This is a genomic window from Streptomyces tirandamycinicus (assembly GCF_003097515.1).
Lineage (GTDB): Bacteria > Actinomycetota > Actinomycetes > Streptomycetales > Streptomycetaceae > Streptomyces > Streptomyces tirandamycinicus.
In genome coordinates, this window is record NZ_CP029188.1 from 3,741,595 (window position 1) to 3,762,512 (window position 20,918).

At 72.5% G+C, this 20,918-nt stretch carries 18 protein-coding genes; 5 read left to right on the forward strand and 13 right to left on the reverse strand.

Features of this window, described 5'->3' with window-relative positions; genetic code table 11:
* Positions 1 to 120: 120 nt before the first annotated feature.
* The 8 genes from DDW44_RS16540 to DDW44_RS16575 all read right to left on the reverse strand — a co-directional run bounded on the left by DDW44_RS16540 (position 121) and on the right by DDW44_RS16575 (position 7,761).
* Positions 121 to 1,791, reverse strand: a complete 1,671-nt coding sequence (locus DDW44_RS16540; RefSeq protein WP_108906931.1) for an AMP-binding protein — start codon at positions 1,789 to 1,791, stop codon at positions 121 to 123.
* Positions 1,788 to 2,921 (reverse strand): Glu/Leu/Phe/Val dehydrogenase dimerization domain-containing protein, encoded by a 1,134-nt coding sequence (locus DDW44_RS16545; RefSeq protein WP_108906932.1) that lies wholly within the window; start codon positions 2,919 to 2,921, stop codon positions 1,788 to 1,790. The genes DDW44_RS16540 and DDW44_RS16545 overlap by 4 nt, the downstream gene beginning before the upstream one ends.
* Positions 2,922 to 2,983: 62 nt before the next feature.
* Complete coding sequence (locus DDW44_RS16550) at positions 2,984 to 3,547, reverse strand: type 1 glutamine amidotransferase (protein WP_108908858.1); 564 nt, start codon at positions 3,545 to 3,547, stop codon at positions 2,984 to 2,986.
* 11 nt (positions 3,548 to 3,558) lie between these two features.
* Positions 3,559 to 4,362 (reverse strand): amino acid kinase family protein, encoded by an 804-nt coding sequence (locus DDW44_RS16555; protein WP_108906933.1) that lies wholly within the window; start codon positions 4,360 to 4,362, stop codon positions 3,559 to 3,561.
* Positions 4,359 to 5,423, reverse strand: coding sequence for an N-acetyl-gamma-glutamyl-phosphate reductase (argC, locus tag DDW44_RS16560; protein WP_108906934.1), 1,065 nt, complete (start codon positions 5,421 to 5,423; stop codon positions 4,359 to 4,361). Before argC ends, DDW44_RS16555 begins: the two co-directional genes overlap by 4 nt.
* Positions 5,420 to 6,271, reverse strand: coding sequence for an ATP-grasp domain-containing protein (locus DDW44_RS16565; RefSeq protein WP_108906935.1), 852 nt, complete (start codon positions 6,269 to 6,271; stop codon positions 5,420 to 5,422). Before DDW44_RS16565 ends, argC begins: the two co-directional genes overlap by 4 nt.
* A 1-nt stretch (position 6,272) precedes the next feature.
* The gene (locus DDW44_RS16570; protein WP_108906936.1) at positions 6,273 to 6,458 is read right to left on the reverse strand and encodes a lysine biosynthesis protein LysW; all 186 of its coding nucleotides are present in this window, start codon (positions 6,456 to 6,458) and stop codon (positions 6,273 to 6,275) included.
* 151 nt (positions 6,459 to 6,609) lie between these two features.
* Positions 6,610 to 7,761, reverse strand: coding sequence for an isopropylmalate synthase (locus tag DDW44_RS16575; protein ID WP_108906937.1), 1,152 nt, complete (start codon positions 7,759 to 7,761; stop codon positions 6,610 to 6,612).
* A gap of 206 nt (positions 7,762 to 7,967) precedes the next feature.
* On the opposite strand from DDW44_RS16575, the gene DDW44_RS16580 reads away from it, so the two are divergent.
* Positions 7,968 to 8,723, forward strand: a complete 756-nt coding sequence (locus DDW44_RS16580; protein ID WP_108906938.1) for a maleate cis-trans isomerase family protein — start codon at positions 7,968 to 7,970, stop codon at positions 8,721 to 8,723.
* Between the two features lie 61 nt (positions 8,724 to 8,784).
* On the opposite strand, the gene DDW44_RS16585 is transcribed toward DDW44_RS16580, so the two are convergent.
* The 4 genes from DDW44_RS16585 to DDW44_RS16600 all read right to left on the reverse strand — a co-directional run bounded on the left by DDW44_RS16585 (position 8,785) and on the right by DDW44_RS16600 (position 13,217).
* Positions 8,785 to 9,456, reverse strand: coding sequence for a response regulator transcription factor (locus DDW44_RS16585; RefSeq protein ID WP_108906939.1), 672 nt, complete (start codon positions 9,454 to 9,456; stop codon positions 8,785 to 8,787).
* A 23-nt stretch (positions 9,457 to 9,479) separates the two neighbouring features.
* Positions 9,480 to 10,685, reverse strand: coding sequence for an IS701 family transposase (locus DDW44_RS16590; protein WP_244224051.1), 1,206 nt, complete (start codon positions 10,683 to 10,685; stop codon positions 9,480 to 9,482).
* Positions 10,686 to 11,349: 664 nt separating this feature from the next.
* The gene (locus tag DDW44_RS16595; RefSeq protein ID WP_108906940.1) at positions 11,350 to 12,597 is read right to left on the reverse strand and encodes an MFS transporter; all 1,248 of its coding nucleotides are present in this window, start codon (positions 12,595 to 12,597) and stop codon (positions 11,350 to 11,352) included.
* On the reverse strand, positions 12,594 to 13,217 hold the full coding sequence (locus tag DDW44_RS16600) for an SDR family oxidoreductase (RefSeq protein ID WP_108906941.1): 624 nt from the start codon (positions 13,215 to 13,217) through the stop codon (positions 12,594 to 12,596). The genes DDW44_RS16595 and DDW44_RS16600 overlap by 4 nt, the downstream gene beginning before the upstream one ends.
* 244 nt (positions 13,218 to 13,461) lie before the next feature.
* Between DDW44_RS16600 and DDW44_RS16605 the strand changes: the two genes are divergently transcribed.
* A complete protein-coding gene (locus tag DDW44_RS16605) occupies positions 13,462 to 16,947 on the forward strand; it encodes an AfsR/SARP family transcriptional regulator (RefSeq protein WP_208647968.1) in 3,486 nt (1,161 codons plus the stop codon).
* 42 nt (positions 16,948 to 16,989) lie between these two features.
* Here DDW44_RS16605 and DDW44_RS16610 read toward each other — a convergent pair whose 3' ends face one another.
* On the reverse strand, positions 16,990 to 17,589 hold the full coding sequence (locus DDW44_RS16610; RefSeq protein ID WP_208647969.1) for a ScbR family autoregulator-binding transcription factor: 600 nt from the start codon (positions 17,587 to 17,589) through the stop codon (positions 16,990 to 16,992).
* 180 nt (positions 17,590 to 17,769) lie between these two features.
* Here DDW44_RS16610 and DDW44_RS16615 point away from each other — a divergent pair, with 180 nt between their 5' ends.
* The 3 genes from DDW44_RS16615 (at position 17,770) to DDW44_RS16625 (ending at position 20,909) form a co-directional block, all read left to right on the forward strand.
* Positions 17,770 to 18,813, forward strand: coding sequence for a ScbA/BarX family gamma-butyrolactone biosynthesis protein (locus tag DDW44_RS16615; RefSeq protein WP_276323253.1), 1,044 nt, complete (start codon positions 17,770 to 17,772; stop codon positions 18,811 to 18,813).
* Between the two features lie 226 nt (positions 18,814 to 19,039).
* A complete protein-coding gene (locus DDW44_RS16620) occupies positions 19,040 to 20,221 on the forward strand; it encodes an acyl-CoA dehydrogenase family protein (RefSeq protein ID WP_240800419.1) in 1,182 nt (393 codons plus the stop codon).
* Positions 20,214 to 20,909 (forward strand): HAD family hydrolase, encoded by a 696-nt coding sequence (locus DDW44_RS16625; RefSeq protein WP_108908861.1) that lies wholly within the window; start codon positions 20,214 to 20,216, stop codon positions 20,907 to 20,909. The genes DDW44_RS16620 and DDW44_RS16625 overlap by 8 nt, the downstream gene beginning before the upstream one ends.
* The last annotated feature ends 9 nt before the right edge of the window (positions 20,910 to 20,918 follow it).

Below are 20,918 nucleotides of genomic sequence, written 5' to 3' on the forward strand. Positions count from 1 at the left end.
GGGGGTGAGGTGCGGCGGGCCGGAGGGAGGGGGCCCGGGCGGTCCGCCGGGCGGTGGGCAGGCGGGGCGAGGGTTCGGCCGGCCGTCCGGACCGCCGCCTTCGCGTGCTGCCGGGCCGGGTCAGCCTGCCGGCGCCGCGTACCGCTGTCGCAGCTCCGCCTTCCGGACCTTGCCGGTCAGGGTCTTGGGAAGCTCGGGCAGCAGCTCCAGGCGGTCCGGCAGGAAGCGGTCGTCCCGGCCCGACGCCCGCAGGTGGGCGCGGATGTCGTCGAGGGACGGCTGCGCCCCGCCGGCCGGGACGACGATCGCGCAGATCGCGGTCCCGCCGCGGGCCGCCGCCGACGGCAGGCCAACCACCGCGGCCTCCAACGCCTTCGGGTGGCTGCCGATCAGCGCCTCCAGTTCCGTCATGGGTGCCACCAGGCCGTCGCGGACGATGGCGTCGCGGGCCCGGCCGATGATGCGGATGCCGTCCCGCCCGTCGTCCCGCGCGAGGTCCCCGGTGTCGAACCAGCCGTCCGCGCCCAGCTCCGCCGCGAACGCCTCCTCGCGCCGGTGGTAGCCGAGCGCCAGCGATGCCCCGCGCACCTTCAGCCGGCCCACGAGGCCGTTCTCGCCGTGGAGACCCGACGGCTCTATCCGTATCTCCATGGCGTCGATGGCGCGGCCGTTGCTGTGCGCCGCCCAGTCGCCGGGGTCCGTGGGCCGGGTCATGGTCACCGGACCGTTCTCCGACATGCCCCACAGGGAGTGGGCTCGGGCGCCCAAGATTTCGTGGACCTCGGCGGCCAGTTTCTCCAGGACCGGCGCGGAGCCGATCACCACGTGCCGCAGACTGCTCGTGTCCCGCTTCTCGGCCCGCTGCGACGCGGCCACATCGGCGAGCGTGGCGGGCGGCCCGTACAGGAGCGTGGCGCCGTAGCGCTCCACCAGGTCGAGCAGCGCCTCGTTCCTGCGCACGTCCTGGAACGCCACCGTGCCGCCGAGCATGACGCCGGCGAGGACGCCCTGCGCGAAGCCCGAGTAGTGGACGAGCGGTGTGGACACGGCGGCGACCCAGTCGTCGCCCGCACCGAAGGCGTCCACGTAGCCCCGTACCGCTGAATGGACGGTGTTCTGGCTGTGGAGTACGCCCTTGGACTCGCCCGTCGTGCCGGAGGTGAACAGCACGACGAACGGCTCGTCGGCGGTGAGCGCAAGGCCGTCCAGGTCCGCGCCGTGGTGCTCCTCCCGCGCCTCGGCCGTGAAGTGGCCGTGGAAGGACAGCGCGCCCGCGGGGGCCTGCCCGTCCACGACCAGCACGTGCTCCAGGGAGGGGAGTTCGGCCTTCAGCCCCGTGGCGATCTCCGCCAGCGGTGTGCCCGACCACTCCGGGAGAGTGACGCACACCCGGGCCTCGGTGAGGGCGAGGCGGTGGCGCAGATCGTCCTCGGGGCAGATCGGCGAGATGGGGCAGATGACGGCGCCGATCCGGATACAGGCGAACAACAGCGCCACCATCTCCCAGCGGTTGGGGAGCTGGACGGCGACGAAGTCGCCCCTGCGGATCCCCAGCTTGAGCAGCCCGGCGGCGAACCGGTCCGTCACGGCGGACAGTTCGGCGTAGTCCAGCGTGTCGGTGCGCGACTCCGCGATCCGGCGGCCCGCGATGGCGAGCTTGTGCGGCCGCTCGCGTGCCTGGCGGTGCAGGTCGTCGAGGAAGGTCTCGTCCCGCCACCAGCCCCGGCGCCGATACTCGGTCGTGTCCGGCGCCGGGCCCGGGGCGGTTCCCCTCGTCGTCGCGGTGGTCATACGCGCTCCTTCCCCCGGACGGCGAGCAGCTCGGGCAGCGGGTCGCCGGGACGCCCTGCGGCGATGTCCAGCAGGTCCCGGGTGTTCTGGCGGACCCGGTCGCCGACCCAGTCGAAGACCCAGGCCTTCCGGGCCTCGGCCGCAAGGCCGAAGGGCACCACGCGGGTGACGGCCAGGGCAGCCGAGCCGGCCCCGCCGATATTGGCGATCACGCCCGGCACCAGGAAGGCGCCCGAGGCCCGTGCCTTCTCCCGCGCCTGGGCGGTGGAGGTGATGTTGCCGCCCTCGACCACCAGCGCGGCCCGCAGCCGGTGCGCGTTGTCCGCGTTCAGCGCGTGCTTCTGCGCCGCGAGGATCAACAGGTCGGCGTCGACGTCGAGCCAGGCGTCCGGCTCTGCGGTGACGGTGACGTGTTCCGGCAGCCGGGAGCGGTCGATCCGCCCGAACCCGTCGGTGACGGCGACCAGGTCGGCCACCGGCAGACGTTCGGCGCTGACGGTGCCCTCGACGTCGGCGACGCCGACGATCACATGCCCGCGGTCCTCCAGGAACCGCGCGACGGCCCGGCCCACCGCGCCGAAACCCTGCACCACGACACGGGCCGGGCCGGTGCGGCCGCCCGCCTCCAGGGCCGTGACCGCCGCGACTCCGACGCCGTGCCCGGTGCAGTCGATCAGCGGCTCGTAGTAGGTGCGCCAGTCGATCGGCATGTCCGGGACGCCCGCCCGGTAGCGGGGGTCGTAACCGGCCTCGGCGAAGAACACCGCCCGGTCGGCCGGGGTGACGCCCATGTCGATGCCCAGGTGGATACCGCCGTGCAGCAGGGGCTTCACGGTGCGACCGAAGGTGCGGAAGGTCTCCTCGCGGTCGCCGCCGCCGGCGACGATGCCGCCCTTGGCGCCGCCGATGGGCAGCCCGGCCAGGGTGAACTTCTGGGTCATGTCCCGGGCGAGGCCGGCCACCTCCTCCTCGGTGACCCCCGGGGTCATCCGCACCCCGCCCATGGCCAGGCCGTCGTGCAGCGAGTCGACGACCACCCAGCCCTTCAGCGCGCCGCCGCTGCCGTTCAGGTGCACCGTGAACGCGGGGGGCGTCAGGTGGTCCGGATCGCTCGATGCGAGTTCACTCATTGCCAGGTCCCCAGTCCGTGAGTAGGTGGAGTACGTGGAGTACGTGGATGAAGCCGGTGCCGTCACCGGTAGAGCTGGGCGAATCCGCGCAGGATCTCCAGGCCGTCGCTACGGAACTCCAGATGGGCCTGGGATCCGAAGATGCGGCCGTCGTCGGAGCGCATGAACTCCACGGGGGCGTGTTCGGAGCGGCCGATGGAGCGGAAACCGTCGGGAGCCTGCCGGAGGTAGAGGGTGTGCCGGTGGAAGACCGTCACGGTCGGCTTCACATAGGTGAAGAGCGCCTCCGACGTATCGACCTGCGCCTCGTAGCCGCCGACCCGCTGCGGCCCCTCGGCGAGCCGGCCGCCGGCCGAGACCGCGAGGATCTGCATGCCGCCGCAGATCCCGAAGACCGGGACGTCGGAGCCCATCACGAGGTCCACGAGCGGTTTGTAGTAGTCGCGGTCCCAGGCCCGCACCTTGGTGCCGCTCAGGACGATGGCCTGATAGCGGCCGTCGACCCGGGCGGGCACGGATGCGGCGTCGACCGCCTCGGTGTCCGAGCCAAGTTCCTCGAACCGCTTGCGGAGCTGCTGCAGCGACAGCGTTCCGTTGTTGACGACGAGTACACGGGAGTGCGCCACGTGCATGCTCCTCAGGTGCGTGTGATGACGGTGCCGGTGCGGGCGGCGAGTAGGTCCGTGACGGCCGCGCTGCCGATGACGACGCGTGCCACGCCGCCGTCCAGGGCCTCGCCGGCGGCTCGCAGCTTCTTGCGCATGCCGCCGGTGGCGCCCTTGTCACGGAAGGCTGCCGCGGCCTTCGCGGTGATCCGGCGTACCGGCTCCCCGTCGATCAGCAGATGGGCGACGTCGGTGACGAGCACCAGATCGGCGGCGCCGGTGGCACCGGCGATCGCGGCGGCGGCCCGGTCGGCGTCGGTGTTGACCTCCTGGTCCGCCGCGTTCCTGGCCAGCGGGGTGACGAGGTAGGCGTGGCCCGGCTGGAGGTTCTTCAGCGCGGCCGGGTCCACCCCGGTGATCGGACCGACGAGGTTCTCGAGCTCGACTAGCTGCCTGTTCCGCCACCACCAGCGCTCGCCCTCGCCGGCGGAGACCAGTCCGTCGCTGCCGAGCAGGCGTTCCGCCGTGATACCGCGCCTCTCGAGGCGGCCGAGGACGTCCTCGCCGAGCCGGGCGCTGACGGTCTTGATGTCGGCGATGACCTCGGGTGTGGTCCAGCGGCTCTGGTTGCCGTAGCGGTCGCGCAGGATCGCCGACGGCTCGCCGTAGCGCGGGCTGAGCCGCTTCAGCGGCTTGGACCAGCCGTGCACCAGGACCAGCGGCCGCTCCCGCCCGTGCCGGGCCAGGTCGTCCCACCAGTCGCCGACGAGGTCGTCCAGGCAGCTGCCGCCCAGCTTCACCACGGTGGGCGTGCTCTCGGGTGTCGTCGCGCTCATGCGGGCATCACCGGCTGCATGGTCAGGCCCGCTTCCTCGGGTAGTCCGAAACGGAGGTTGACGGCCTGCACGGCCTGGCCCGCCGCACCCTTGACCAGGTTGTCGAGCGCGGCGAGCACCACGATCCGGCCGCCGGCCCGCTGGTCCTCGTCCCGCAGGACGGTCACGTCGCAGTAGTTGGAGCCCAGCACGGCCTGCGGATCGGGGACCGGGATCAGCGTCTCGGCGTGCCGGCGCACCCGTACGAAGCGGTGATCCTTGTAGAAGCGGACGTACGCCCGCTGCAGTTCGCGCTGGTCGACGGGCTCGTCGGTGAAGACGTAGGAGCTGGTGAGCAGACCGCGCACATGCGAGACGCCGTACGCGGACATGCTCAGCGAGCCGACGGTCCCGGACTTGGCGCGGTCCAGGAAGTCACCCACCTCGGCCGCGTGCCGGTGCCCCGTGGGGGAGTACGGGGCGATGGCGCCGTTGCGGAGCGGGTGCAGATCGGGGGTGCGCAGCTGCAGTCCTCCGCCGCTGGATCCGCTCTTGCCGTCCACCACCACGGTCTTGAGGCCCAGCCCGAGGCCGAGGGTGAGTGGGGCGAGGCCCAGCGTGATCGCGGTGGCGTAGCAGCCGGGCAGCGAGATGAGCGCCGCGTCCGCCAACTGGTCGCCGATCAGCTCCGGTACGCCGTACACGAAGCGGTCCGCGAGGTCGGTGCGCCGTTTGACCTTGGGGTACCAGCGGTCGTGCAGCTCCGGGGTGCGGATGCGGAAGGCGCCGCTGAGATCCACGACGGCCGGCACCCGGTCTGCCAGCAGCGCGGCCAGTTCCGCCGAAACCGGAGCGGGGGTGGCCAGGAAGACGACGTCGACCAGGTCGGCGATGTCCTCGGTGACGGGTTGCACCGTCAGGCCGAGGTCGAGACGGAGCCCCGGGTGCAGTTCGGCCGGGCGGCGGCCGATGTTCGAGGAGCCGCCGAGGAAGGTGAGCTCCAGGTCGGGGTGTTGGGTGATGAGCCGGATGAGATCGCCGCCGGCGAGCCCGGAGGCGCCGACGACTCCTGCGCGGATCATGCGATCAGCTCCTGGATGTGGCGGGAGACGGCCGACGGGATGTCCGCCCCGGTCGCCGAGGACACCGCCCGGAATCCGGGGGCGTGATTGACCTCGTTGACGACGTAGCCGTCGGGGGTGCCGAAGAGGTCGACTCCGTAGATCCCGGGTCCGAGCTCGGCCACCACACCGTCGATGATCTTCAGGACGTCGGGGTCGTGGGCGACGGCCCGGCTGCTGTTTCCGAGTGCCGCGTTGTTGCGCCAGTCGGTGCCGCCGGAGGCGAACTCGGCGGCGCCGAGCAGCTCGCGACCGACGACCAGGCAGCGCACCGAGGTGCCGCCGCCCAGATACGGCTCGACCAGGCAGGCCTGCTCGAAGGCGTGTCCGAGGTCCTCGACGTAGTCGTACACGGACTGGGCGGTGTCGGCGTCTCGGATCAGCGTGACGCGCTTGCCCATGCCGCCGAAGACCGGCTTCAGGACCAGCGGCAGCCGAAGCTCCTCCAGGGACTTCTCGAAGTCCTTGCGGGACAACGCCAGACGGTAGTCCGGTACGGGGACTCCCGCGGTACGCAGCACGGTGCGCAGCAGCGCCTTGTTCTCGCAGGTGTGCACGGCCCTCGCCGTGTTGAGGACCGGGAGCCCGGCCGCCTCGGCGAGGGCGGCGATCAGACCGCCGCGGGTGTAGCTCCGGCTGCGCACCAGCAGCGCGTCGTAGCCGGACAGGGACGGGGCGTCCGGGTGCCCGAGGCACAGGGACTCGTCGTTGACCCATTCGATGGTGAAACCGAACTCCGGGGCGGCCTTGATCAGCTCACGTTCCTCCCAGCTGATCCGGTCCGCCGCGAGGGCGACTGACTTGGTCATCTCACTGGCCCCAGTCGCGCAGCTGCACCTCGACCATCTGCAGGGTCAGTCGGCGGTCCTGGACCGCCTCGACGCGCAGCGTGAGCATGCACTCGGGGCAGGAGAGGGTCTCGCCGCGGTCGATCGGCGGCACGGTCAGGTCGGTCTCGCACTCGGGGCAGACGCCGTTGAGGGTGGCGGTGGGCATGGGTGAACTCCGTCGGTGTGTGTGACGAATCGGAAGGGAGAGCGAGTGGTTGCCCGGTCGCCTGACGGCGACACTCAGTGGGCGTTGTGGAGCCAAGGCGGCAGGGCCCGGTCGACCCCGGACGCCGTGGGGGGCAGCCCTTAGGGGCGCATCAGGCGGCTTGGAAGTCGATGGCGGCCTTGCGGATGGCGTCCCGGTCGAGCAGCGGGGCTCCGCCCTGTTCCTGCACTTCGGCGAGCCACCGTGTGAACGCGTCGACGTCGACGAAGCCGTCCGAGCCGTCCAGCGCCCAGCTGACGAGCGCCGGGGTGAGGCGACGCCGAACTCGCAACTCCCGGCTGTTGCCGACGAGTTCGGCGGGAAGCGTTTCGTACGCCTCGGGGTGGTTGAGCTGCCCGGGCAGCTCGTAGGCGAAGGCGTGTGGCGTGGTCGGCCCCGACTGGAACGCCTCGCCCAGACCCGAGCCCTTGAGCGCGACGCGTGACAGTTCGGTCAGATGGGTCAGGTCGAAGCGCGTGTCGCCGTGGATGACGCGCAGCGAGGTGAGCAGTTCGGCCAGCGGAGCGTTGCCGCCGCGCTCGCCGATGCCGCCGACGGTCGCCGAGACCCACCGGGCCCCCGCGCGTACAGCGGCCAGGGAGTTGGCGACGGCCATGCCCAGCATGTTGTGCGAATGGATCTCGATCTCGGAGCCGTCGATCGCGGTGATGTCGGCGATCACGGCTTCCATCTGCCAGGGCGACAGGTAGGCGACGGTCTCGGCGAGCCGGAAGCGGTCGGCGCCGGCCTCGAAGCCCGCGGTCACATAGGGGACGAGACGTCCCCTCGGGGTGCGAGCGCCGTCCTCGCCGCTGAAGGTGACGTGCAGGCCGCGCTCCTTGGCCTGGCTGATCGCCGACTGCGCCAGCGCCATCAGGAACTTGGCGCTGGGAGAGCCGAGTTTCAGCTTGGCGTGCTGCTCGGAGGTGGGGATGGAGTACATGATGTGGCGTACGCCCAGCCGCTCGGCCTCGTCGAGGGCCTTCGCGACCTGCCGGCGGTCCCGTACCACCACGAGCGTCATGCTGCGCTCGGGGCCGACGGCCTCATGTGCCGCGAGGACGAGATCGGCGTCCTTGGAGCCAGGGCCGGACACCATGCCGACCTCGACCAGGTCGACACCGGTCTTCACCAGCAGCCGGGCGATGGCCGCCGCGTCCTTCGGCCCGAACTCGACGCCGGCCATGTGCGCGGAATCCCGCAGCGTCGCGTCGGAGACATGGGGCAGCGCCGGTACTTCCTCGGAGATTTCCTCAGTGGTCATCGCCTTCACTCCTCAAGGGTTCGGCAGGCCGTGGTCCCCACGCTCTCCCGAACTCCGGTACGGAACAAGATGATTCAGGTCAGGGCTCCGTCGGGGATTGTCAGGAAGTGTCAGCACGGAAAAGCAGTGCAAGGCGTGTGTGCGTTCCACGTCATTTCCCTCGGCGGTGTCCGTCACTGTCGCGAGGCCCGCCCTACGGTGCTGCCATGGACCTTTTCTCACTGCCTCGGCTCGGGGTCGTCGTCCCGCCGGAAAATCCCACTGCCGAACCGGAGTTCAACCGACTGGTGGGGGCCGGAACGAATGTGTACACCGTGCGCTTTCCGGTGACTCCCGGCGCGGAACTCAGGGACATGCTGGAGACGTACAACCGCGTACTTCCCGATGTTCTCGGCGACTTCGGGAGCATGCGTCTGGACGCCGCCGTTGTGGCGTGCAGCGCCTCGCACTACCTGCTCGACCCCGACGGTGACCGCGCGCTGTGCGACGAGCTGTCGGAAAGTGCGGGTTACCCCGTGGCCTCCTCGACGCAGGCCATCCTCGCGCTGTGCGAGGCACTCGGCGCGACCCGCCTGACACTCGTCTCGCCCTACCGGCCGTGGCTGACCGACACCTCCCGCGGTTTCTGGGAGCGGGCCGGGCTCACCGTCGACGACGTCGTGCTCGTCCCGGCGGAGCGGACCCCGGACGGTGGTGAGCACTACGACCCGTACCGGGTGACCACGCCGGAGATCCTCCGGCGCATACGGGAGCACGGGCTCCCCGACGGCTCCCCGCTGCTGTTCACCGGCACCGGCATGGGCACGCTCGCCGCCCTCTCGGAACTCGCCCGGGGCGACGGCACCGGCCGGCCCCTGTTCTCCTCCAACCTTGCGTCAGCCTGGTGGGCCCGGCGCGCGGTCGGCGGCGACACCGCCTCCGCCCATCCGCTGCTGCGGCACCTGGACGAGCTGGCGGCGTGACATGGCCGAGGGCCCCGGGCGATCTGCGTCGCCCGGGGCCCTCGGAGCCCGTGCCGGGCTGTCAGTTCGGGTCGGCCCGGCCCATGCGATAGCCGACGCCACGGACCGTGATGATCCAGCCGCTGGATCCGAGTTTCGCCCGCAGGCTGCTCACATGCGTGTCGATCGTACGGCTGGTCCGGGACCAGCTGCTGCCCCAGACCTTCGCCATCAGCTCCTGCCGCGACACCACGGTCTCCGGATTGGCGGCCAGCGTGTGGAGCAGCTCGAATTCCTTCGACGTGACATCGACTATCCGCTCGTGCAGGCGAACTTCCCGGGTTCGCGGATCGATATGGAGCGGGCGCAGGGAAATCGTCTCGGAAGTGGCGGACCGGGGCCGGGTGCGGCGCAGCACCGCCTCGATGCGCGCCCCCATCTCGCGGAATCCCCAGGATTTCGCGACACAGTCGTCCGCGCCCGCCTTGAGGGCGAGTACCCGTTCCAGTTCCTCGTCGACGCGGGTGAAGGCGATCACGGGGGTGTCGCTCTCGGCCCGTAAGGACTGGCACACTTCCAGGCCGTCGATGTCGGGTAGTTCCAGGGAGAGCAGGACGAGATCAGCGTCCCGGTAGATGCGCAGGGCCCGCGCGCCCGTGTCGACGCTGAGGGCGTTGTGGCCCTGCCGACGTAAATCGCGCACCATGGCCTCGGCGGCGGAGTTGTCCTGCTCCACCACGAGTACGTTGCTCATGCGGGGGTGCCTTCCTCTTCGCCTCAGCTCGCGATCTCGGCCGGTGTGGCGTCGGCCGGCACCGTGGGGGTGAGGCCGGGGCCGCGGGTGAGATGCCGGAAGGCGTACGCGGCCGAGGCCATGGTCATGTGGTGGTGCCAGCCGGGGAAGGAACGACCCTCGAAGTCGAGCACGCCGAAGCGTTCCTGTAGTGCGGCCACGGCCGTCCGTACGGCGGCACCGGCGCGCACCGGGGCCATGATCTCCTCCACCCCCCGGTCCGTGAGGCTGGTGATCCAGTAGCGGGCGGGCCGCCGTCCGTCCGGCGTGGGGCGCTTGAGGACGCGGTACCTGATCGCGTGGTCCCTTCCGGTGCTGCGCCGCGGCAACCGCACCTCCCCGATGTAGGAGTGGATCGGTATCGCCTTGGACGTGCCGTCCGCCGTCTGCCGTGTGATGGTCTGCGTCTGCCGGGTGGAGGAGCGGCCCTCCATCAGCTCGCCGACCGTGACCACCACGGTCGTGACGCGGTCCCCGGTGAACACGACCTGGCCGGGGTCGACCTCGCAGACCATGTCGAGCCGCTGCCGGGCGAGCCCGGTCATGACGCCGCCGGCGTCGTCGCACCGCGTCAGGTCGAGGACCCAGGGCACATCGGGCAGCCGGGGCTGGGCGGGGACGCCGCCGGCGAGGTCGAGGACGTGGCCGCCCAGGGGGCGCGCGCTCTCCGAGTCCGGTATGCGAGCCCGGAGCCTGCGCTGCCGGTCCCGGCCCCAGGTGTCGTCCAGGACCAGCCTCCAGTCCACGGGGAAGCAGTGGGCGCTGGCGGCCAGGAAGAGCCCGATCGCCCGCTGGCAGTTGACGGCCAGTCCGGTGGCGGGATGCAGGCGGCGGTGCACACCCACCGAGTGCTCGCCGCGTTTGGGGATGACGAGTTCGGAGACGGTCCAGGCGTACGGTGTCGTGCTCGCGGCGACCCGGAGGGCGAGCCGGCGGCGCACGGGTGCCCAGTCCCAGGGGCTGGCGTTGATGAACTGATGCAGGCTCTGCGCCGCGGCCGGGGGCAGCGACTCGGCCCGCGCCATCCGCTGCGGTGTCTTCCGGCCGGTCGTATGCAGGAGCCCTCGCAGGTAGACCCCGGCCCAACGGCGTTGCTCGGCACGGTGGAGCGGCCCGAAGGTCAGCTCGAGGAACGTCCGTAGGCGGTCCGCTTCGTCCGTGGCGGCCGCGCGTGTTTTTCCGGACGACATGATGACGTCACGCCCCCTAGTCGAATCGCTCGCATCTCGGTGGGTGTACCGAGCATCCTCGCGGTCATAAAAATACCGTCTCGTAGGAAAATTTCACGAGGAGATATGCGACTTCGCGACTTCACGCGCTGAGCAGCGCGAAGATCGACCCGGGCGGTGCGACGAGCGGCGCAGAGCGGAGCGGATGACGGAGAACCGGCCCGCTGGGGGCGTCTCGGCGGGCACTCGGCATCCGCTCGGCATCCGCTCGGCATCCGCTCGGGATCCGCTCGGCATCCGCTCGGGATCCGGGCCAACCGTGCGTGCACAGCAGGCCGGTGGCCGCCGAAGGCCGGGGGATGTACCTTCGGCGGCCGGTCAGGGGACGGTGCCGGCGGGGTGTCCGCCGTCCGGCCGCCCAACGGGTTGTGGGCGAGCCCGGGTCGGCACAGGCCGGCGCCGCTTCGCACCGGGTACGTCAGATGCGCGCAGGGCGCTCTGACATTTCACCGATACGCATGGCCTTCCTCTCCGCCCTGGGAGACGGGCTTCGGGATACGGCCCTTCGGGAGCGGAAGGAGTAGGGATGAAAGAGGGAGCAGGGTCAGAAGGGGCGGAGGGGGCCTGCGCGCGGACGGCCCTCGGCCTCCCGGGACGGCGGGATGTCCGAGGGCCGTGCGGCGTCCTACGCGGCGCCGGGCCGCTTCGCCGGGAATCCGTGGCCGCGCGCCAGGACGACGACCGCGAGCACCGGCAGCAGGAGCAGCAGCATGGCCCAGGGGAACGAGTCGCTGCCGACCCAGTCGAGGAGGATGCCTCCGATGACTCCGCCCGCCGCCATGGCGACGTTCCACAGTGTGACGAGCATCGCCTGGGCCGCGTCGGCGGAGTCGCCGCCGGCGTCGCCCGAGGCGGTCTGCAGCAGCGTGGGCACACCGCCCCAGCCAAGGCCCCACAGGAGTGCGGCGGTGTACACCAGGGCGGTGTTGTCGGCGAGCACCGCCAGCAGCGCCGCGGACACGGCGACCAGCAAGGTGCTGGCGATGGTCAGGCCGCGCAGCCGGCGGTGGATCCCGGCGCCCACGATCCAGATGCTGACCAGCGACGCGGCACCGAACACGAGCAGCACCATGCCGGTGTGGCCGCCCATGCCCAGGTCGTCCAGGAACGTGGCGACGTACGCGTACAGGATGGTGTGGGCCAGGACGAAGACCAGGGTGACGAACATGACCGCGGCCACGCCGGGGATGCGCAACGCGCCCAGCATCTTCGGGCGCTCACCGCGCTCCTGGCCCGGGAAGTCCGGTACGGCGGCGGCGATCCACAGCAGCAGTACGACGGTGAGCCCCGTCATCGCCAGGAACGCCGTGCGCCAGCCGAGCGTCTCGCCGAGAAAGGTGCCGGCCGGTACGCCGAGCGAGAGCGCCACCGGGATGCCGGCCATGGCGATGGCGATCGCCTTGCCCTGCAGCGGGACGGGCGCCATGCGCCGCGCGTAGCCGGCGAGCAGGGCCCAGGCCAGACCGGCGGCGACACCCGCGACGAAGCGCGCCACCATCGTCAGGCCGTAGACCGACGACACGGCCGTGACCGTGTTTGCCACGGCGAAGCCCGCCATGGCGGTCAGCAGCAGCGCCTTGCGCCGCCAGGCGGAGGTGGCCGCGGTCAGCGGGATGGCGGTCAGGGCGGTGCCGATCGCATAGATCGTCACCGTCTGGCCGGTCGCGGATTCACTCACCCGCAGGTCGTTGCTCATCGCGGGGAGCAGGCCCGCCGGGAGGGTCTCGGTCAGGCTGGTGATGAAGACGGCGGTGGCGAGGGCCAGCAGGGCGAAGAGCGGGAGCTTCTGCCGCTCCTCGCCCCCGCCCATGGTGTCTGGTGCCGGGCGGGTGCCCCCTCCGGGGGCGGTCGTGGTGTCTGATGAGGTGCTCATGCCGTGATCTCCGGATCATCTGGGGACGGGGTGCGTCCGGGGTTCTTCGCGGGAAGGGGGCGTGCCGTGGTGTGCGGTTGGGGATGGCCGAGACCGCCGTCGACGGGGAGCCGCGCGCCCGTGGTGAACGTCGCGTCCGTGGCGAGGAACAGCGCCGCCCGGGCCACTTCCTCGGCCGAGCCGAGGCGGCCCATCGGCGGCAGCAGTGCGGCGCTGCCGGCCGGCGCCTCGATACAGCCCGGGTCCACCGCATTGACGCGGATGCCGCGGGAGACGAGCTCGGCGGCGAGCGCACGCACGCAGGCCGGGGCCGGGGCGGCGGCGGTGAGCACGACCGCGCCTCCGTCCTCGAGGTGCGGGAGCAGTGGACGTGCCGTCGGTACGGCGTCGGCGAACACGAGGTCGATGCCGCCACCGTTCTCGACGGCGGACACGGCGGCGTCGGGGGCGACCACCCGTGCGGCGGAGCCCAACTCGGCGCTTGCGTGCTCCCGATCACGCGCGGTGCCCGCGGTCAGCAGCACCTTCGCGCCGCCCTCCACGAGCCGCTTGGCGATGGCCAGACCGATCCCGGTGCCCTGGCCGACGACCACGGCCCTTCTGCCCGCGTACCTGGTCATGGCTGCCGCTCCCTTCCTGGTGGCCGCGCTGCCGGGCGCGCCGTGTCACCCGGCGTGCACGACTGTGCGCCGAGGTCCTTCGGAGAGGCTTCGGAGCCGCTGACGATCCGCTGACGGCCGGCTGCGGGGAAGTGCCGGGCGGCCCCGGCGGGGAGCGCGCCCGGTCCGGCACGACGCGGGCGGGGCGGGCGCCGCACACCCGGTCCGAGGGCCGGTCGGCACACCGGACATGTACGGTTGCCGCATGCGGTTTGGGGTGCTCGGGCCACTCGCGGTGTGGGACGACGACGGGGAGGCGCTCAAGGTCCCCGAGCTCAAGGTCCGGGCGCTGCTGGCGAACCTGCTCGCACACGACGGGAAGCCGGTCTCCGTGGACCGCCTCGTCCACGACCTGTGGGGTGACGAACCGCCCGGCAAGCCGGCCGGCGCCCTCCAGGCCAAGGTCTCCCAGCTCCGTCGCGTCCTCGGCCGGGACCGCGTCGTACGTCAGGCCCCCGGCTACCGTCTGCGGCTCGACCTCGTGTCCGACGAGGTGGACGCGGACCGGTTCCGGGCCCTCGTGGCCGAAGCCCGTCCTGCCCGGGACCCGCGCGCACGGGCGGCGCTCCTCACCGAGGCTCTCGATCTGTGGCGGGGGCCCGCGTACGCGGACTTCGCGGACGAGGAGTTCGCGCGGGTGACCGCCCGGCGCCTCGCCGAGCAGCGGCTGTCCGTGGTGGAGGAGCAGGCCGAGGCCCGGCTGGAGACCGGTGACCACGCCCTGCTCGCGGGCGAGTTGACCGACCTGGTGGCCCGGCACCCCCTGCGGGAACGCCTGCGCGCTCTCCAGATGCGGGCGCTCTACCTGTCCGGCCGCCAGGGCGAGGCCCTCGCCTCGTACGAGGTCCTGCGCGTCCATCTCGCCAAGAGTCTCGGTGTCGACCCGAGCCCCGCGCTGAGCGCACTGCACCAGGCGCTGCTCCGTCACGACCCGGAGCTGGACCGGACGACCACGACCACGTCCACCCCCACGTCCACCCCCACGATCACAACCGCGCCCCCGTTAGCGGCGCCCGGCACAACGGCGCCCGCTGCGGCGGGATCGGCCACGGAGGCAGCGGTGCCCGGCCCGGCGGCGACCGATTCCAAGGCAGCCGGCCCGCCCCCCGGCGGCGGCGCGGTGGCCCTCCGCACCGCCGCGCCCGTACTCGACGGGCCGGCGACCGCCCCCGGAGCCACCACGACGCCCCCGGCGAGTCCCGCGGCGGCCCCGAATCCCCCCACCAGAAGCCCCCACTCGAACCTCCCCGTCCCTCTCACCCCTCTCATCGGCCGCACCGAAGCCCTCGGCCGCGTCTCCCGGTACCTCGCCACCGCCCGCCTGGTGACGCTCACCGGCCCCGGAGGCGTGGGCAAGACACGGCTCGCGGCGGCGGCGGCCGGCACGGTGGACGCGGACGAACTTCCCGACGGCGTATGGCTCGTGGATCTCTCCGGCGTCCGGCCCGGGACCTCCGCCGACCTCGCCCAGGTGGTGGCATCCGCCCTCGGCATCCGGGACGGCGCCCCGGCCGCGATGCCGGGCGCCGGGGCCGGAGCGCATGCACCCTCCCCGGCGCACCGCCTCGCCGCCGCCCTGCGGGACCGTCGCGTCCTGCTGGTCCTGGACGGCTGCGAGCATGTGGTCGACGCCGCCGCGACGCTCGCCGACCTGCTGCTGCGCACGGCCCCGGGTCTCCGGATCCTGGTCACGAGTCAGCAACCGCTGGGGCTGGCGGGCGAGGCCGTGTTCCTCGTGGAGCCGCTGCGGACCGACGACGCCGTACGGCTGTTCACCGAGCGTGCCGCGGCTTCCGCCCCCGGTTTCCCGCTGGACCCGGACGGCGCCGACCCGGCGGACCGCGCGGCCGTCGCGGAGATCTGCCGCCGTCTCGACGGCATCCCACTCGCCCTGGAACTCGCGGCCACCCGCGTACGCGCCCTGGGAGTACGGGAGCTGGCGGGCCGGCTCGGTGACCGGTTCCGGGTCCTGACCGCCGGGCAGCGGGTCGCGCCCGCCCGCCAGCAGACCCTGCGGGCGGTGATCGACTGGAGCTGGGAACTGCTCAGCGCGCCCGAGCGCATCGTGCTGCGCCGTCTCGCGGTGCACAGCGACGGCTGCGACCTGGCCGCCGCCGAAGCGGTGTGCGCGGGCGACGGGGTGTCCGGCGAGGAGGTGCTCGACCTGGTGACGCGGCTCGTCGACCGGTCGTTCGTGGTCGTCGTGGAGGGGCCCACCGGCCCGCGCTACCGGCTCCTCGAGTCCGTCGCCGCGTACTCCGTGGAACGCCTGCACGAGATGCGGGACGTCGACGCCGTACGCGACCGCCATCTGCGCCACTACCTGGCGCTCGCCGGGCGCGCCGAGTCCGGGTTGCGCTGTGCGGGCCAGCGGTCCTGGCTGGCCCGGCTCGACGCGGAGGCGGGCAATCTGCGCACGGCGCTCGACGAGGCGGTGCGCCGGGCCGCCGCCGGGCAGGCCGACGAGGCCGTACGGCTCGCCACCGACCTCTCCTGGTGGTGGCTGCTCCGTGGCAGGCTCACCGAGGCGCGCCGCAGCCTGTCGAACGTCCTCGGCGCCGTCCCGGGCGGTACCGCACCCGAACTCGAGGTGCTGTACACGGCCTTCGCGCTCCTGACCGGCCACCACAAGGCGGCGGCGGTCGCGGCGGCCGACGCCGTCCCCGATCCCGTACGCCGCGCCCGTGCCCTCTGGCTGTGCGCGTACGGCCTGTTCAGTGCGGGCGAGGTCACCGCGAGCACGGAGCTGAACACCCGGGCTCTCGACCTCTTCGGCGCCGCGGACGACCAGTGGGGCACCGCCGCCGCGCTGGGTCTGCGAGCCACGCTTGCCCTCGTCGGTGGCGACCTCGAGGCACTGGGCCGGGACGGGCTGCGCAGTGCCGCGCTCTTCGGGGAACTCGGCGACCGCTGGGGTGAACTGCAGACGGTGTCACCGCTCGCCGCCCTCGCCGAGATCAAGGGCGACTACGAGGAAGCGGCCCGTCTGCAGCGGGAGGGGCTGCGCATCGCGCGGGAACTGGGCCTGGAGGCAGAGGTGTCGGCGCGGCTCTCCGGGCTCGGCCGGCTCGCGCTGCTCGCTCACGACTGGGACCAGGGCCGCAGCCTGCACGAGCAGGCCCGCCGCATCGCCGCCGAACAGGGCTACACATACGGCGAGATCCACTCCGAGATGGGCCTCGCGCTCGGCGCCCGCCGATCCGGCGATCTCGAGGCTGCCGAGGCGCACCTGCGGCACATCCGCGACGGCTACGCGGACGTCTCCTCGGACGCGGGCGACCATCTGCTCCTCGCCGAGTCGGGCTTCATCGCCGAACTCCGCGGTGAGGCAGCCGACTCCGTCCACCACCACCTGCGCGGACTGGCCGTCGCCCGCTCCCTCGGCGAGCCGCGCGCGCTCGCCCTCTCCCTCGAAGGCCTCGCGGGCGCCGCGGCACTGCGTGGGCCGGGGCCCGCGGCCGAGAGCGCGGCGTTGCTCCTCGGCGCGGCGGACGCGGCTCGCCGTGGGGTGGGCGCCCCACTGCCGCCGGCCGAGCGCGGCGACGTCGACCGCGTGACGGCGTCGGCCCGGAAGGCGCTGGGCGGACCGGCCTTCGCCGAGGCGTTCGAGCGCGGCGCGCGGCTGACCGCGGAGGAGGCGGTGCGCCATGCTCGTACGGCACTCGACTGGCCGGACGACACGGCCGGTTGAGGAACCGGTCCGCGGTCCGCGGTCCGGGGCCTCGCGAGGGTCTTACGGCCGGGGCGGCGCCGACGGGCACCGGCCGATGTCGGCCTCCGCGGACGGAATGATCGTCCGCACCAGCGCGGTGGTGCGCTCGACGAGGTCGGCGCGATCGCCGAGCACCCACGAGATGTGCTGAGCACCGAAGAAGGCTGAGACCAGGACGGTGGCCAGGGTGTCCGGCCCCGGGAGGTCGCCCCGAGCCGCCGCTTCCCGGTCCTTGGCCAGCCAGGAAGTGATCCGCTCGGTGTACGCCTCGTACGGCATCGGAAGCCGGACGCCGACCATCTGCCGCTCGAGCTGCAGCCGCGCTCCTGCCTGGATGACCGTCTCGTCCCGGAAGGCCGTGGCCGTGCGTAGCAGCAGCTCCGCGACGGACCCGAGCGGGGTGAGGCCCAACCGCTCCACGGAGTCCGCGATCTCGCCGATCCGGCGATAGAACAGGTTGGTCACCGCGAGCGCGAGGGCGTCCTTGTTCTCGTAGTGGAAGTAGACGGCACCTTTCGTCATCCCGGCCGCCTCGGCCACGTCCAGGATCGTGACTGCGGGATAGCCCTTGGCGGCGAACGCCCGGGCGGCGGCCACGAGTATCCGCTTCCTCGTCCGCACGGCTCGTTCCTGCTTCAACTCCCGTGCAGGTTGCGGTTGCTGGAGGCTGTGGACATCATCGGCCATTTCCATGGTGATTCACTTTCCGCTCTTTTGGAGAAACCTGCTCGAAGGTATATTTGACGGCCGGGGAACAGGCATCTCCGCCTGCCCCCAGACCTAGGGGGAGGGGGAGGGGCGATGTACCGAAGTCGACTCCGGCGAGAGGCTCTTGACGGCGCGCTTCGACCGGGCAGGGAGCTCGACTTCCAGCGGACGGTGTCCAGAGGGCTGGTGCACCGGGCGGCCGTGGCCGAGGTATTCGTCACGGACGCGGTGGCGCTCGGCCGGGACTGTTTCCTGGTGGGGAGCCAGTGGCCGCGCGACCACGCGCTCTACCACCCCGACGCTCATCGGGGCAGCGACCCGCTGCTGTTCGCCGAGACGATCAGGCAGGCTCTGGTCTACCTCGCCCACTGGCACTACGAAGTCCCGCTCAGCCACCGTTTCGTCGGCTACGACATGGACTTCGAGATCACCGACCCGGGCGCCCTGCGGGTGGGAGGCCGGCCGATGCCGGTGGTGTTGGAGGCCCGCTGGCAGTGGACCGATCGCCGCCCGCCACGCCGCTACGGTGCCCGGATCGAGGTCGGGCTCTCCGTCGGTGGCCGGAGCTGCGGCCGTGGCAGCCTGCGGGTGGTGGCCCTCGACGAGCGCAGCTACCGGATCGTCCGCGGGCGGGTCGGCCGAGCCGAGTCCGGCGCCGTCGCGTGCGGAGAGCCACACCGGCGCGTGGAGCCGGGCCTGGTCGGTCGGCTGCGGCACAAGGACAGTGTGTTGGTGCACGGTTCGACGGCCGGTGAATGGCTGCTGAGGCCGGACCCCGAGCACGCGATCCTGTTCGACCATCCCACCGACCACCTGCCGCTGATGGTGCTGCTCGAGGGCTTCCGTCAGCTGGGCCACCTGACGGCCCATGCGGCGACGGCGCAGCCCGGCGGCCCCGCACTGGCACTCGTGTCGGCGGCCGTCGACTGTCTGGCCTTCGGCGAGCTCGACGCCCCCACCCGTCTCGTCGTGGCGGAGGACGAGACCGCCGCAGAGACGCGGTCCGGGCATCGGTTACGCCTCGGCGCGCTGCAGGGTGACACCCTGATCGCGAGTTGTGCCTCGGTGTGGGCTCCGGTGCGGCACGTGACGGGAGGGGATCGGCCCGTCGGTCCGCCCGTGCCCTGTCAGGCCTGAGGGCCAACGCCGCCGGCTCGCGCGGGGACGCGACAACACCCTTTCTCTCGCCTCCTCTTGTCGTCTCGGGCATGGTCCGCGATGCCCGCTTGCTCGGCGTCGGATGGAAGCGTACTGGAGGCCGGCGAAAAGCCGAAGGGTTCCCGCATGCGCTCGTTGCATGCGGCCGACGACTCCCAGCAGCCCCCACGAGTGTTGCCGACCGAGGAAGAGACGCAGAGACGCCATGGCTGACGCCGATATGCAACAAGTTCCGGTCATGCCGCCCGGCCGGTCCGGCGGACTGAGCGAGGAAGCCGTGCGACGGGCCGCCGGCACCGCCCTGCGCGGCACCAGCGAGGCCCGACGGCAGCGGCGGCTGACGGCCGGAACGGTCGCCGCCCTGCAGGCCGCGGGCTTTGTGCGCCACTTCGTCCCGCGACGCTGGGGTGGCGGCGAGGGGACCTTTGGAGAGGTGTTCGACGCATCCGTCGCGGTGGGGGAGGGCTGTGCCTCGGCAGCGTGGTGTGCCGTCCTGTGGGCGGCACACGGCCGCTTCGCGGCGCTGCTCCCCGAAGAGGGGCAGAGGGAGATCTGGGGCGAGGGACCCGACGTCCGGATCGCCGCCGTCCTCAAACCGTCGGGGAGTGCGTCCAGGCTGCCCGGGGGTTGGCTGCTCCAGGGCGAGTGGGAGCCGGCCAGCAGTGTCGACCACGCCCACTGGGTTCTGCTCGCCGCCCCGGAGGCCGACGGACCGGGCCGTCCGGCACGTGTCTTCGCGGTTCCGAGGAGCCTGGTCTCCGTCCGCGACACCTGGAAGGCCACCGGGCTGCTCGCCACCGGCGGCAGCACGGTGGTGCTGGACGCGGCCGTGGTGCCCGACGGCCGCAGCGTCTCCCTCGCCACGCTGCTCGGCGGCGCCGGCGCCGGCGCCGGCACGGCGCTTCGATCCCGGTGCCACACTGCGCCCGCCCACCTCGCGGGCGGCCTGATGTTCTGCGCACCCGCGGTCGGCGCTGCCCGGCGCGCCCTGACGGTCTGGATCCGATGGGCCGGGGCGACCGCCCCCGACGGCGTACGGCCGCTGGACCGGCCTTCGGTGCGGGAGCGTCTCGCCCGCTCCTCCGCCGAGATCGAGGCGGCCGAACTGATGCTGCGCACGGCGGCGGGGAGGGCGGACACCGAGGCGATCACTGCGGAGGCGATCGCCGCCAACCGCCGGGACGCCGCCGTGGCCGCGGACTGGCTGGCCACCGCCGTCGACCGGCTCTTCCGCACCGGGGGGACCCATCTTCTGGATTCGGAAGGCGAATTGCACCGGCACTGGACGGATGTTCTGACCATCGCGTCCCATGGCGCCCTGCGCCTGGAAGCGGCTGCCGAGGCCTACGCCGGCGCCCTCGGCACCGGTGGGGCCGGCGATGCCTGACGCGATTGCGCGGGCACCCCGGCGGCTGGCGTTCAGCGACGTCGATGAGACGCTGCTCAGCGGCAAGAGCCTGTTCGACTTCCTGGACTTCTACTTCGCCGGGCGGCACGGGGCCGACGGGGCCCGGCACGCGGCGAGGACCCGGCGCCGTATCGCCGGTCTGGTGGCCGCAGGCTCCTCTCGTGAGGTGGGGAACCGTGCGTACTACGAGGCGTGGACGGGTGAACGGCTGGACGTCGTGACGGCCTGGGGAGCCGAATGGTTCGCCCGGAGAAGCACCGTGCCCGGCTTCTACGTGCCCGCCACGCGCGCGGCACTGCGCGAGCACCGGAACGCCGGGGACGGCATCGTCCTGGTGTCGGGTTCCTTTCCCGCGGTGGTGGATCCCGTCGCGGTCGGCATCGGCGCCCACCACGTGCTCTGCACCCGCCCCGCGGTGCGGGACGGGGTCCTCACCGGCGGCATAGCCGGGGAGCCGTGCATCGGGGAGGGCAAGCGAAGAGCCGTGCGACGCCTGGTCGAGCGCTACCCGGACATCAGCATGTCCGACTGCTACGGATACGGTGACCACCGGTCGGACCTCCCGATGCTGACGGAGGTCGGACACCCCGTCGTCGTCGGTGACGACCCGGAGCTGGCGGCAGGGCTCCCCGGCGCTCGCGTGCTGCCGGCTGCCGGGCCGGTGTGATCGGAGGGC

Coding starts and splice junctions, on each gene's coding strand:
- DDW44_RS16540 (WP_108906931.1), bottom strand. CDS start 1,791: ATGACCACCGCGACGACGAGGGGAACCGCCCCGGGCCCGGCGCCGGAC.
- DDW44_RS16545 (WP_108906932.1), bottom strand. CDS start 2,921: ATGAGTGAACTCGCATCGAGCGATCCGGACCACCTGACGCCCCCCGCG.
- DDW44_RS16555 (WP_108906933.1), bottom strand. CDS start 4,362: ATGAGCGCGACGACACCCGAGAGCACGCCCACCGTGGTGAAGCTGGGC.
- argC (WP_108906934.1), bottom strand. CDS start 5,423: ATGATCCGCGCAGGAGTCGTCGGCGCCTCCGGGCTCGCCGGCGGCGAT.
- DDW44_RS16565 (WP_108906935.1), bottom strand. CDS start 6,271: ATGACCAAGTCAGTCGCCCTCGCGGCGGACCGGATCAGCTGGGAGGAA.
- DDW44_RS16570 (WP_108906936.1), bottom strand. CDS start 6,458: ATGCCCACCGCCACCCTCAACGGCGTCTGCCCCGAGTGCGAGACCGAC.
- DDW44_RS16575 (WP_108906937.1), bottom strand. CDS start 7,761: ATGACCACTGAGGAAATCTCCGAGGAAGTACCGGCGCTGCCCCATGTC.
- DDW44_RS16580 (WP_108906938.1), top strand. CDS start 7,968: ATGGACCTTTTCTCACTGCCTCGGCTCGGGGTCGTCGTCCCGCCGGAA.
- DDW44_RS16585 (WP_108906939.1), bottom strand. CDS start 9,456: ATGAGCAACGTACTCGTGGTGGAGCAGGACAACTCCGCCGCCGAGGCC.
- DDW44_RS16590 (WP_244224051.1), bottom strand. CDS start 10,685: ATGTCGTCCGGAAAAACACGCGCGGCCGCCACGGACGAAGCGGACCGC.
- DDW44_RS16595 (WP_108906940.1), bottom strand. CDS start 12,597: ATGAGCACCTCATCAGACACCACGACCGCCCCCGGAGGGGGCACCCGC.
- DDW44_RS16600 (WP_108906941.1), bottom strand. CDS start 13,217: ATGACCAGGTACGCGGGCAGAAGGGCCGTGGTCGTCGGCCAGGGCACC.
- DDW44_RS16605 (WP_208647968.1), top strand. CDS start 13,462: ATGCGGTTTGGGGTGCTCGGGCCACTCGCGGTGTGGGACGACGACGGG.
- DDW44_RS16615 (WP_276323253.1), top strand. CDS start 17,770: ATGTACCGAAGTCGACTCCGGCGAGAGGCTCTTGACGGCGCGCTTCGA.
- DDW44_RS16620 (WP_240800419.1), top strand. CDS start 19,040: ATGGCTGACGCCGATATGCAACAAGTTCCGGTCATGCCGCCCGGCCGG.
- DDW44_RS16625 (WP_108908861.1), top strand. CDS start 20,214: ATGCCTGACGCGATTGCGCGGGCACCCCGGCGGCTGGCGTTCAGCGAC.